Here is an 11,483-nt window from a genome sequence, read left to right on the forward strand (position 1 = left end):
CCACGCGGGATGCCGGCTCCGGTACCGGTCATGCGCCGCAGTGGGTCAGCTTGGTGGTGTCCAGCTCGGGCGCGGGGGTGCCGCTCTTGCCCAGGGTGGTGTCCCAGGCGGCCTTGTAGCTACCGTCGGCGGCGGCAGCCTTGAGGATCTCGTTGATCTTCTCGCAGCCGGTGGTGTCGTCCTTCTTCAGGCCGATGCCGTACGGCTCGTCGGAGAAGGTGCTGCCGACGACCTTGAACTTGCCGGCGTACTGGTCCTGCGCGGCGTAGCCGGCGAGGATGATGTCGTCGGTGGTGACGGCGTCAACCTGGCCACCGTCGAGCAGCGGCAGGCACTTGGAGTACGAGTCGAACTGCTGCAGCCGAGCGTCCGGGTAGTTCTCCTGGATCCGCTTGGCCGGGGTCGAGCCGCTGACCGAGCAGACCGTCTTGCCGGCCAGCTGGTCCGGGCCGGTCAGGGTGGAGTCGGCCTTGACCAGCAGGTCCTGGCCGGCGATGTAGTACGGGCCAGCGAAGTTGATCTTCTGCTTGCGCTCGTCGTTGATGGTGTAGGTCGCCACCACCAGGTCGACGGTGCCCTGCTCGATGAAGGGCTCGCGGTTGGCCGACACGGTGGTCTTCCACTCGATGTTGCCCGCGTCGACGCCGAGGCCCTTCGCGATGATCTTGCCGATCTCGATGTCGAAGCCCTCGTACTGGCTGCCGGTCTGCAGACCCAGGCCGGGCTGGTCGGCCTTGACGCCGATGACCAGCTTCTTCTGGCTCTCGGCCTTGCCGACGATGCCGGTGGCGCCGGTGCTGCTGCCGCCCTCGTCGCTGTCGCCGCCACAGGCGGCCATGGTGACCGCGAGACCGGCAGCGGCGGCAACGGCCGCCATGCGCTTCATTCGCATAGGTGTTTCTCCTTCTGGAACGGGAGCCTGCCGGGTCACGGCACACTCCGCTAAGGGGTTTAGTGCGTGAGGATTTTGGAGAGGAAGTCCTTGGCGCGCTCGCTACGCGGGTTGGCGAAGAACTCCGCCGGAGTCGCGTCCTCCACGAGCTTGCCGTCTGCCATGAAGATGACCCGGTTGGCGGCGTGCCGCGCGAAGCCCATCTCGTGGGTCACCACGACCATGGTCATGCCTTCGCGGGCCAGCGAGGTCATGACGTCCAGCACCTCGCCGACCATTTCCGGGTCCAAGGCGCTCGTGGGCTCGTCGAAGAGCATCGCCTTGGGCTGCATGGCCAGCGCCCGCGCGATCGCGGCACGCTGCTGTTGCCCGCCGGAGAGCTGGGCCGGGAACTTGTCGGCCTGGTTGGCGATGCCCACCCGGTCGAGTAGGGCCAGTCCCCGCTCGCGTACTGCGGCGGACTTCTCCTTGCGCACCTTGATCGGGCCCAGAGTGACGTTCTCCAGGATCGTCTTGTGCGCGAAGAGGTTGAACGACTGGAACACCATGCCGACCTCGCTGCGCAGCTTGGCCAGTGCCTTGCCCTCCGCCGGCAGAACCTGCCCGTCGAAGGTGATGGTGCCGGAGTTGATCGGCTCAAGTCGGTTGATCGTGCGGCACAGGGTCGACTTGCCGGAGCCGGACGGGCCGATGACCACGACCACTTCACCCCGACCCACCGACAGCGAGACGTCGTTCAGCACGTGCAGCGGCCCAAACCACTTGTTGACCGAATCCAGCACGATGAGCGGTTCGCCCGTCGTCACGTCGTCCACCGTCCCCCTCGTTGCTTTCGGGGTCGGTCGACCCCCGGATGACGGCCACTGTAGGCGGGGTGACGTGGCAGAACACAACCCAGATGGTCACGAGGCGGTAACACCCTGGCGGATCGCGTCCCAGCGTCCGAAATTGCCCGCTCCTGGTGGCGATTCCGAGCGGTGATGTAGATCATGTCAGAATGGCAGAGCAGGTGCGATTGACCAGGTACGCCCGGGGTGGCGGATGCGCGTGCAAGATCCCGCCGGGTGAGTTGGAGGCGATGGTGGCCGGGCTGGGCCCGGCCGTCAGCTCGCCGGATCTGCTGGTCGGGCTGGACCATGGCGACGACGCCGCCGTGGTCCGGCTGGACCCGCACACCGGGGTGGTGAGCACAGCCGACTTCTTCACCCCGGTCGTCGACGACGCCTACGACTGGGGCCGGATCGCCGCGACCAACGCCCTGTCGGACGTGTACGCGATGGGCGGCCGAGCCCTGGTCGCCCTCAACCTGCTCTGCTGGCCCCGGGAGGTGCTCCCGCTGGAGCTGGCCCGAGAGGTGCTGCGCGGCGGGCGCGACGTCGCCCGGGAGGCCGGCTGTCACCTGGCCGGCGGGCACAGCGTCGACGACGACGGCCCGAAGTACGGCCTGGCGGTCACCGGGCTGGTCCATCCCGATGAGCTGATCACCCTGGACGCGGGGCGAGCCGGACTGCCGCTGTCGCTGACCAAGCCGCTCGGCGTCGGGGTCCTCAACACCCGGCACAAGAACACCGGGGAGACCTTCCCCGAGGCGGTCGCGGCGATGACCACCCTCAACCGGGAGGCGGCCCAGGCGGCGGTGGCGGCCGGGGTGCGATGCGGCACGGACGTGACCGGATTCGGCCTGCTCGGCCACGCCTCGAAGCTGGCCCGGGCCAGCGAGCTGACGGTGGCCATCGACATCGACCGGGTGCCGTACCTGTCCGGTGCCCGGGAGGCGGCCCGGGAGGGGTACGTCAGCGGTGGCTCGCGCCGCAACCTGGAGTGGGTCACCCCCTGGACCGACCTGGACGCGGCGGGGGAGATCGACCGGTTGCTGCTGGCCGATGCGCAGACCTCCGGCGGGCTGCTGGTGGCCGGGGAGATTCCGGGCGCACCCGTGATCGGTGAGCTGCTGCCTCGCGGCGAGCACCTGGTCGTACTGCGCTGACCACCCGAAGTCGCGCTCGGGCCGCAGGGAGGTGCTCGGGCTGCGGCGTGCCGTGCTTACCCGCGCGCACGATACCCGATAATCTGTCACCTTCCCGATACTCACAGCAACGTGGCATGGGGAAAATTGCCCAGAATGGTCACAGACCGGTAACTTGCCCCCGCCTGAGGGCAAATGCCCCCCACCATCGTGGGTAGGGCCCGCTCCCGAGGCCCCTGGGACGAGCACAGCGAGGAGGCGGCATGACCGAGCTGTGGAACTGGAGAATCGACCAGGTACGACCGGTGGAGGTCTACCCGGCACTGGCCGATGCGCTCGGTCGGGTGGTGATGCCCCTGGCCGTCGCCGACCCGGCGCGACTGCCCACCTACGCGGTGGTCTGCGACGTGTGGCAGGCGCCCGGGGAGTTCGCCACGATCGTGGACTGCTACGGAGTTCCTGACGGGCTGCCCGAGTTGCCCAGCATCGCGGCACTGGCCCGGCTGCTGGCCCGCAACTGCCTGTTGCGGGACGACACCCTGGACGAGACCCGGCACCTGCTGGTCGCACCGGACGGCAGCATCCGCCCGGTGCACTTCGACGTGCGGGAGACCGACGAAGGCGAGGTGCTCAGCGACCGGCGGCTGTGCACCGAGGCCGACCCCCGGTGCCGGGGTTGGTCGCGCTGCCACCGGTCGCGCTGGGCCCCGGACTCGGTGAACCCCGCCCTGGCCGCCGCCTGAGCCTCACCCAACCGGCCTGAGCGCCACCCAGCCGGTGAGCGCCAACCCTGGCCCGGCCTGAGCGCACCCGGCCGCCTCAGCGGCAAGGGGCCCTTGTTTACCGGCTGCGGACGACGAGGTCGTCCAGGAGGGTGCGGGTGGCGGCCGCCACGGCGGTCACCGCGGCGTCGAAGGCGGCGGCGTTGTGCGGCGCCGGTGCGCGGAAACCGGAGATCTTCCGGACGTACTGCAACGCCGCGGCCTGCACGTCCGCGTCGGTGACCTCCGGGGTGTACGGCTCACGCAGGGTCTTGATGCTTCGGCACACGGCTCCTCCTAGTTCCGTCCGACCACAGGGTGCCGGATACGCTGTGCATGTCATGACTACCGCAGCGGCGGGCAGCCCGCGCACCTACCAGGTGCGCACCTACGGCTGCCAGATGAACGTGCACGACTCCGAGCGCATCTCCGGCCTGCTGGAGCAGGCGGGTTACGTCCGCGCGGGCGAGGCCGAGGACTCTCCGGACGTGGTGGTGTTCAACACCTGCGCGGTCCGGGAGAACGCCGACAACCGCCTGTACGGCAACCTCGGTCATCTGCGTCCGGTCAAGGACCGGCATCCGGGGATGCAGATCGCGGTCGGTGGCTGCCTGGCCCAGAAGGACCGGGGCGACATCGTCCGCAAGGCGCCCTGGGTCGACGTGGTCTTCGGTACCCACAACATCGGGTCGCTGCCGGTGCTGCTGGAGCGGGCCCGGCACAACGCCGCCGCCGAGGTGGAGATCCTCGAATCCCTCGACGTCTTCCCGAGCACCCTGCCGACCCGGCGGGAGTCGACATACGCCGGCTGGGTGTCGATCTCGGTGGGCTGCAACAACACCTGCACGTTCTGCATCGTGCCGTCTCTGCGGGGCAAGGAGAAGGACCGACGCCCCGGCGACATCCTCAGCGAGGTACGCGCCCTGGTCGACGAGGGTGTGCTGGAGGTGACCCTGCTCGGGCAGAACGTCAACTCCTACGGGGTGGAGTTCGGCGACCGGTACGCCTTCGGCAAGCTGCTGCGGGCCTGTGGGGAGATCGACGGGCTGGAGCGGGTGCGGTTCACCAGCCCGCATCCGAAGGACTTCACGGACGACGTGATCGCCGCGATGGCCGAGACCCCGAACGTCTGTCACTCGCTGCACATGCCGTTGCAGTCCGGGTCGGACGACGTGCTGCGGGCGATGCGCCGGTCGTACCGGGCCGAGCGCTACCTCGGCATCATCGACAAGGTCCGGGCGGCGATGCCGGACGCGGCCATCACCACCGACATCATCGTCGGGTTCCCCGGCGAGACCGAGGCGGACTTCGAGCGCACCCTGGAGGTGGTCCGGGCGGCCCGGTTCTCCTCCGCCTTCACCTTCCAGTATTCGAAGCGCCCCGGCACCCCGGCCGCCACCATGGACGGTCAACTGCCCAAACAGGTCGTGCAGGAGCGCTACGAGCGGCTGATCGCCTGCGTCGAGGAGATCACCTGGGCGGAGAACAAGAAGCTGGTCGGCGAGGCGGTCGAGGTGCTGGTGGCCGTCGGGGAGGGCCGCAAGGACGAGCGCACCGGCCGGCTGTCCGGGCGGGCCCGCGACGGTCGCCTGGTGCACTTCGACGCCGGGTCGTACGCCGGGGCGATCCGCCCGGGGGACATCGTGCACACCGTGGTCACCTACGCCGCGCCGCATCACCTCAACGCCGACGGGGAGCCGCTGTCGCACCGGCGGACCCGGGCCGGTGACGCGGCCGAGGCGGGGCGTGCGACGCGTACCCCCGGGGTGTTGCTCGGTCTGCCCACCATCGGTGCGCCGGCCGCGGCGCCCGCGCCGACGACCGGCTGCGCCGTCTCGCACTGAATCGAGCCGGTCGGGGCCCGGTGGCACCGGACCCCGACCGTCCTGGGGTCAGACCGAGATCCGGCCGGCGCCCGCGCCGCCGGTCACGATGGACTTCACGCTGCTGGCGCTGTCCAGGGTGTAGCCGTACGGGATGCCAGCCACGCTGCCGCCGCTCTGCCCGCTGCCGGAGTTGACGAAGTGGTTGTTGCGGGCCACCAGGGAACCCGGCCCGGAGTCGCCCTCACCCCGGTGGAACGGGTCCGGGGTGTTCTCGAAGTAGTTGCCCTCGACCAGTACCCCGGCGTTCATCGTGGACACCACGCCGTAGCCGCGTACGTTGCTGTAGAAGTTGTTGTAGACGTGCACCGGGTTGCCGAAGCGGACCCGCGGGTTGCGCTGGTTGCTGCCGTCGAACCAGTTGTGGTGGTAGGAGACCCGTAGCTTGCCGGTGTCCTGGCTGCCGTTGCTGTCACTGTGTCCGAGCAGCATCGCCTTGTCGTGGCTGAAGATCCGGTTCCAGGACACGGTGATGAAGTCCGACCCCCGCTTGATGTCGACCGCGCCGTCGTAGCCGCTGCTGAAGGTGTTGTGGTCGACCCAGATGTTGGTGGCCGACTGCTCGATGTTGATCGCGTCGTCGCCCCAGTTCCGGAAGGTCAGGTTCCGGATGATCACGTTGCGGTCCCCGTTGATGGTGAAGCCGCAGCCGACGATGGTGGCCCCCGCGTTGCCGAGGATGGTCTTGTTGGACCGCACCCGCAGCATCCCCGAGCAGTTGATGGTGCCGGAGACCCGGATCACCGCCGCGCTGCTGGAGTTCAACGCGCTGGTCAGCGCCGAGGCGCTGGTGACCGTGGTGGTGCCGGCGTTGCCGCCGCCGGTGGTGCCGCCGTTCTGGGTGGCCCAGCCGACCAGCCCGGTCTGCGGGGCCGGGTTGGGCGGGGGAGTGGTGCCGCCGCTGCCCAGCCTGATCAACTGCCAACGCTGGTTGGCGCCGTCCAGGTCCGCGTACTGCGAGACCATCCCGCCGTCAGCGGTGGACCACTGCCACACCTCCAGGGCCTTGCTGCTGTGCCGGTTGATGAACCGGACGTCGCCGTTGGCGGAGTCCGCGAGCCGCCAGTGCTGCTTGGTGTCGCTGCTCGCGGTGACCTGGGTGACCTGCACGCCGTCGTTCGAGTTCGGGATGGCGACGACCTTGCCGGAGTGCCGGTTGCGCAGTTGGTAGTAGCCGCTGCCCACGTCGACGAACTGGAACTGCTGGTTGTTGCCGTCGGCACGGGTGAACTGCCGGATCTCACCGCCGTCGGCGGTGGACCAGTTCCACAGATCCATCGCCTTGCCGCTGTTGCGGTTGACGAACACGTATTGCGCGCTGGTGTCCACGGTGGCCGCCGAAGCGGGGGTCACCGCCACCGCCACCACCGCCGCGGGCAGTACGACCGCCGTCGCGGCCATGACCGCCAGTCGCCGGGTCAGGCGACGTGTGACGAGTGCATGCACGGTCAATCTCCTCATCCTCTGGGTACGCGGAACGGGTCGGACGACGCGCGTCAGGGCGTCACGGACGCAGCTGCCGGCACCGGCGGCGGAGGGCCCGTGACGCGGGTGGCCGCGGCGACCGTGGATGGTGGTGGAGCGTCGCGGCGTACGCCTGGAGGCGTCATCGGCGTGTGGTCGGCAGGGGTACGCCCCGACATCGGAGGCTGCCGTGCCCAGCGGCAGCGATGCCGGTGGCGGTCGCAGAGTTGCGCCCTGCCGTCGGAGGAACTGGTCGGAAACGGCTCCCATGCCCACCCCGAAAGGGCAACCGCTTTCCTCAGATAATCACAGATCGACGTCGATGTAAATGTCGAACGTTAACATCGCCGTGACCAGGGGCGCGACAACCGAAAAAGCCCCCGGTTCCAGGCGGAACCGGGGGCTTTTCGCAAGCGGTGACTCAGCCGGCCTGCTCCGCCAGGGCGAGGAACTGGCGCTTGGAGGCGAGCGCCTGCTCCGCCTCCTTGATCCGGCGGGCGTCCCCGGCGGCCTGAGCCCGGCTCAGCCGCTCCTCGGCCTCGGCGACCTGGGCCCGCATCTGCGCCAGCAGCGGGTTGTCCTCCCGGCTGGTCCGACGCCACGCGGAGTCCATCACCTCGCGGACCTTCTCGTCGATGGCGCGCAGCCGGCGCTCCAACCCGGCGGCCGCCTCCCGCGGCACCCGCCCGGCCTCGTGCCACTGCGCCTGGATCTCGCGCAGCTTGGCCTGAGCGCCCTTCGGGTCACCCTCGATGTCGAGGGCCTCCGCCTCGGCCAGCAGCGCCTGCTTGCGTTCCAGGTTGGCGCGCTGCTCGTTGTCCCGCGCCGAGAAGACCTCGCTGCGCCGGGTGAAGAAGGCGTCCTGGGCGGCCCGGAACTTCTCCCACAGCCGCTGCTCGGCCTCCTTGGAGGCACGCGGCGCGGCCTTCCACTGGTTCATCAGCTCCTTGAGCTGGTTGGCGGCCGAGGCCCACTCGGTCGAGTCCTTGACCTTCTCGGCCTCGGCGACCAGCTCCTCCTTGACCGTCTGCGCCTGCTTGCGCTGCGCGTCCAGGGAGGCGAAGTGCGCACCCCGACGACGGGTGAAGCCGTCCCGGGCGGCGGCGAACCGCTTCCAGAGTTCACCGTCGGTCTTCTTGTCGACCCCCCGAATGGTCTTCCACTCGTCGAGGATCTCCTTGAGCCGGTCGCCGGCGGTCTTCCAGCCGGTCGACTCGGCGGCCAGCTTCTCCGCCTCCTCCACCAGTGCGGTCTTGCGGGCCAGGGCCTCGCTGCGGGCCGCCTCCTTGGCGGCCTTCGCCTCGCCGGCCTTCTCCTCGGCCACCGTGGCGAGCCGGTCCAGTCGCGCGGCCAGCGCGTCGATGTCACCGACCACGTGCGCCTCGGCCAGCGAGGCGCGGATCCGTCGTACGGTGGCCAGGGAGTGGTTCGCGTCCGCAGCGCCGGAGTTGAGCCGTGCCTCAGTCAGGTTCACCTCGGTCACCAGGTCGGCGAAGCGGCGGGCGAAGTGTGCCAGCCCCTCCTCCGGTGCTCCCGCCTGCCAGGATCCGACCACCCGCTCGCCCTCGGCGGTCTTGACGTAAACGGTGCCGTCCGCGTCCACCCGTCCGAAGGCAGTCCAGTCGCTCATGTGCCCATCCTCGTTCTCCCGGTGCCCTGGGAGAACTCTCTCCCGGGCACCGCCACGGCGCAGCCAAGTTTCTCCGGGCATTGTCACAGGTACGCCCCGGTCCGCGTCGAGCGCCTATCGCCGACCGTGACCATACGGTGTCCTAGGCACTCGGCGGCATCATCCGGACCGGCGTGCCGTACCGCGCCGGTCGGCTCGTTCGGCACCGGCGTCGCACGGAACTGACGCCCCAGCTCAGTGGGCAGGGTGGCGACCTGGGGTGCACGGGCGGCCGCGCCGGACCGATACGGTTGCCGGGTGCCACTGGTCGCCGCCGCCGTCTGCCCACACCCGCCGTTGCTGATTCCCGAGGTCGCGGGTGCCGCCGCCGCGGAATTGGACGATCTCCGGCGGGCCTGCCACGCCGCGGTCACCCGGCTGCTCGACTCCGGCGCCGCCGAGGTGCTGGTCGTCGGTGAGGGCCCGCAGACGCTGCGTCACGAACCGCCCTTTCACGGCTCGCTCGCCTCCTTCGGCCTGCCGGTCGAACCGGCCCTCGGTCGGCTGCCCGCCGGTAGCCGTCCCGATCTGCCGTTGAGCCTGACCATCGGCACCTGGCTGCTGGGCCGGGCCCGCCCGGAATCGACCCCTGCGGTGTCGGCCATGTACGCCCTTGCCGGAGAGACCGACCCGGTCGCCTGCGCGGAACTCGGCGCCCGCCTCGGTGGCGAAGGGGACTGGGCACTGCTGGTGATGGGTGACGGGTCGGCCTGCCGGGGTGAGGGGGCGCCCGGCTACGCGGATCCCCGCGCCGAGGCGTACGACGCCGGGGTCGCCGAGGCCCTGACCGACGCGGACCTCGACGCCCTGCTCGACCTGGACCCGGAACTCTCGGCGCAGCTGCGGGTCGCCGGCCGGGCCCCGTGGCAGGTGCTGGCCGGGGCGGCCCGGGCCGCCGGCGGTTCCTGGCGGGGTGAGCTGAGCTACCACGCCGCCCCCTACGGAGTGGCCTACTTCGTGGCCAACTGGGAACGGCAGTGACCCCGGGCACGGTGCTCGCCGTGGTCGGACCCACGGCGGCGGGGAAGTCGGCGCTGAGCATCGCCCTGGCCCACGCCCTGGACGGCGAGGTGGTCAACGCCGACTCGATGCAGCTCTACCGGGGGATGGACATCGGGACGGCCAAGCTCACCGTCGCCGAGCGGGAGGGGGTACCGCACCACCTGCTCGACATCTGGGAGGTCACCGAGGCGGCCAGTGTCGCCGAGTACCAGGGGCTGGCGCGGGCGGCGGTCGACGACATCCTCGCCCGAGGGCGGGTGCCCCTGCTGGTCGGCGGTTCCGGGCTGTACGTGCGGGCGGTACTGGAACAGTTCGAGTTTCCCGGCACCGACCCGGTGCTGCGGGCCCGGCTGGAGGAGGAACTGGCCACCGAGGGCCCGGCACCCCTGTACGCGCGGCTGCGTGAGGCCGACCCGGCGGCGGCGGCCGGCATCCTGCCCGGCAACGGCCGGCGGATCGTCCGCGCGCTGGAGGTGATCGAGCTGACCGGGGCTCCGTTCACCGCGGCCCTGCCCGAGCCGACACCGTACTATCCCGCCGTGCAGATCGGCGTCGACCTGGACACCCCTCTGCTCGACGAGCGGATCGCCGTCCGGGTGGACCGGATGTGGGCCGACGGACTCGTCGCCGAGACCGAAGGGCTGGTCGGGCGGGGCCTGCCCGAGGGGCGTACGGCCAGCCGGGCGCTGGGCTACCAGCAGGTGCTGCGGATGCTGGCCGGGGAGCTGACCGAGACCGAGGCCCGCGACGACACCGTACGGGCCACCCGGCGCTTCGTCCGCCGCCAGCGTTCCTGGTTCCGGCGCGACCTGCGGGTGCGGTGGCTGGACTCGGCCGCGCCGACCCTGGTCGAGGATGCCCTGCGGATCGTCGGTGACGCTGCGCGATGATGGAGGCGTGAACTTCACCAAGGGGCATGGCACCGGAAACGACTTCGTGATCCTGCCCGACCCGGACGGTGCGCTGGACCTGACCCCCGACCTGGTGGCCGCGCTCTGCGACCGGCGACGGGGGATCGGCGGTGACGGCGTGCTGCGCGTGGTCCGGGCGGCCAAGCACCCCGATGGGGCGGCCCTGGCCGGTGACGCCGAGTGGTTCATGGACTACTGGAACTCCGACGGCTCCTTCGCGGAGATGTGCGGCAACGGCGCCCGGGTCTTCGTCCGCTTCCTACTCGAAAACGGACTGGCCACCCCGGTCGACGGTGTCCTGCCGGTGGCCACCCGGGCCGGACTGGTGCGGGCCCGCCTCGACGGTGCGGACATCGCCGTCGAGATGCGCCGCCCGCAGCTGTACGCGACCTCGACGGCCGCCCTGGGCGGACTGGCCCTCAGCGGCACGGCGGTGGACGTCGGCAACCCCCACCTGGTCTGCCCACTGCCGGCCGGGCTCGACTTGGCCGGTCTCGACCTGACCCGGGCACCGGGCTACGACCCGGCGATCTTCCCGGCCGGGGTGAACGTGGAGTTCACCACCGCCGGTGACCCGCTCGACGGGGTCGACGGGCACGTGCTGATGCGGGTCTACGAGCGCGGCTCCGCCGAGACCCTGTCCTGCGGCACCGGCGCCTGCGCCGTCGCCGCGGTCGCCCTGCGCGACCTGGCCCGGGAGACCGGCACAGTCGCCGTCGACCTCCCCGGCGGCCGACTCACCGTCACCCTGACCGCAGACTCCTGCTGGCTCTCCGGCCCCGCCATCCTCATCGCCACCGGCACCCTCACCCACCCCACCCCCTAAACCCCACCCCCACCCGGGCACCCACCCCACGCCGCCCCACCCTCGCCCGCCGATCTTGCACTTTTGGTCGCCGAAATGCCCCTTTGGGGTGCATCTGTCCCGACCAAAA

The 11,483-nt window shown here is 70.7% G+C and carries 11 protein-coding genes; 6 read left to right on the forward strand and 5 right to left on the reverse strand.

Features of this window, described 5'->3' with window-relative positions; genetic code table 11:
• Positions 1 to 28 precede the first annotated feature (28 nt).
• Positions 29 to 892, reverse strand: a complete 864-nt coding sequence (locus tag ACLQ2T_RS07095) for a glutamate ABC transporter substrate-binding protein (protein ID WP_425765161.1) — start codon at positions 890 to 892, stop codon at positions 29 to 31.
• A 59-nt stretch (positions 893 to 951) separates the two neighbouring features.
• Positions 952 to 1,707 (reverse strand): amino acid ABC transporter ATP-binding protein, encoded by a 756-nt coding sequence (locus ACLQ2T_RS07100; protein ID WP_425765162.1) that lies wholly within the window; start codon positions 1,705 to 1,707, stop codon positions 952 to 954.
• A gap of 182 nt (positions 1,708 to 1,889) precedes the next feature.
• On the opposite strand from ACLQ2T_RS07100, the gene selD reads away from it, so the two are divergent.
• Both selD and ACLQ2T_RS07110 read left to right on the forward strand, forming a co-directional pair.
• Complete coding sequence (gene selD, locus ACLQ2T_RS07105) at positions 1,890 to 2,879, forward strand: selenide, water dikinase SelD (protein WP_425765163.1); 990 nt, start codon at positions 1,890 to 1,892, stop codon at positions 2,877 to 2,879.
• Between the two features lie 242 nt (positions 2,880 to 3,121).
• The gene (locus ACLQ2T_RS07110) at positions 3,122 to 3,601 is read left to right on the forward strand and encodes a hypothetical protein (protein ID WP_425765164.1); all 480 of its coding nucleotides are present in this window, start codon (positions 3,122 to 3,124) and stop codon (positions 3,599 to 3,601) included.
• A 97-nt stretch (positions 3,602 to 3,698) separates the two neighbouring features.
• Here the strand turns inward: ACLQ2T_RS07110 and ACLQ2T_RS07115 are convergent, their stop codons facing one another.
• Positions 3,699 to 3,908, reverse strand: coding sequence for a DUF2277 family protein (locus tag ACLQ2T_RS07115; RefSeq protein WP_425765165.1), 210 nt, complete (start codon positions 3,906 to 3,908; stop codon positions 3,699 to 3,701).
• A 52-nt stretch (positions 3,909 to 3,960) separates the two neighbouring features.
• Here ACLQ2T_RS07115 and miaB point away from each other — a divergent pair, with 52 nt between their 5' ends.
• Positions 3,961 to 5,463, forward strand: a complete 1,503-nt coding sequence (gene miaB, locus ACLQ2T_RS07120) for a tRNA (N6-isopentenyl adenosine(37)-C2)-methylthiotransferase MiaB (RefSeq protein WP_425765166.1) — start codon at positions 3,961 to 3,963, stop codon at positions 5,461 to 5,463.
• Positions 5,464 to 5,511: 48 nt separating this feature from the next.
• Here miaB and ACLQ2T_RS07125 read toward each other — a convergent pair whose 3' ends face one another.
• Both ACLQ2T_RS07125 and ACLQ2T_RS07130 read right to left on the reverse strand, forming a co-directional pair.
• Positions 5,512 to 6,948, reverse strand: a complete 1,437-nt coding sequence (locus ACLQ2T_RS07125) for an RICIN domain-containing protein (RefSeq protein ID WP_425765167.1) — start codon at positions 6,946 to 6,948, stop codon at positions 5,512 to 5,514.
• A 439-nt stretch (positions 6,949 to 7,387) separates the two neighbouring features.
• The gene (locus ACLQ2T_RS07130; protein ID WP_425765168.1) at positions 7,388 to 8,596 is read right to left on the reverse strand and encodes a DUF349 domain-containing protein; all 1,209 of its coding nucleotides are present in this window, start codon (positions 8,594 to 8,596) and stop codon (positions 7,388 to 7,390) included.
• Between the two features lie 297 nt (positions 8,597 to 8,893).
• Here ACLQ2T_RS07130 and ACLQ2T_RS07135 point away from each other — a divergent pair, with 297 nt between their 5' ends.
• Genes ACLQ2T_RS07135 through dapF form a run of 3 tightly spaced genes read left to right on the forward strand, consistent with a single transcriptional unit; the run spans position 8,894 to position 11,374 of the window.
• Entirely contained in the window at positions 8,894 to 9,616 is a 723-nt protein-coding gene (locus ACLQ2T_RS07135) for a hypothetical protein (protein WP_425765169.1), read from the forward strand.
• Positions 9,613 to 10,527, forward strand: coding sequence for a tRNA (adenosine(37)-N6)-dimethylallyltransferase MiaA (gene miaA / locus ACLQ2T_RS07140; RefSeq protein WP_425765170.1), 915 nt, complete (start codon positions 9,613 to 9,615; stop codon positions 10,525 to 10,527). The genes ACLQ2T_RS07135 and miaA overlap by 4 nt, the downstream gene beginning before the upstream one ends.
• 7 nt (positions 10,528 to 10,534) lie before the next feature.
• Positions 10,535 to 11,374, forward strand: a complete 840-nt coding sequence (dapF, locus tag ACLQ2T_RS07145; RefSeq protein WP_425765171.1) for a diaminopimelate epimerase — start codon at positions 10,535 to 10,537, stop codon at positions 11,372 to 11,374.
• The last annotated feature ends 109 nt before the right edge of the window (positions 11,375 to 11,483 follow it).

The organism is Micromonospora sp. DT229, from assembly GCF_049844505.1.
In the GTDB taxonomy this organism is placed as follows: Bacteria; Actinomycetota; Actinomycetes; order Mycobacteriales; family Micromonosporaceae; genus Micromonospora.

What these genes read in the sequence shown, in the direction of transcription:
- ACLQ2T_RS07095 (WP_425765161.1), bottom strand. Translation starts at nt 892, where the DNA reads ATGCGAATGAAGCGCATGGCGGCCGTTGCCGCCGCTGCCGGTCTCGCG.
- selD (WP_425765163.1), top strand. Translation starts at nt 1,890, where the DNA reads ATGGCAGAGCAGGTGCGATTGACCAGGTACGCCCGGGGTGGCGGATGC.
- ACLQ2T_RS07110 (WP_425765164.1), top strand. Translation starts at nt 3,122, where the DNA reads ATGACCGAGCTGTGGAACTGGAGAATCGACCAGGTACGACCGGTGGAG.
- miaB (WP_425765166.1), top strand. Translation starts at nt 3,961, where the DNA reads ATGACTACCGCAGCGGCGGGCAGCCCGCGCACCTACCAGGTGCGCACC.
- ACLQ2T_RS07130 (WP_425765168.1), bottom strand. Translation starts at nt 8,596, where the DNA reads ATGAGCGACTGGACTGCCTTCGGACGGGTGGACGCGGACGGCACCGTT.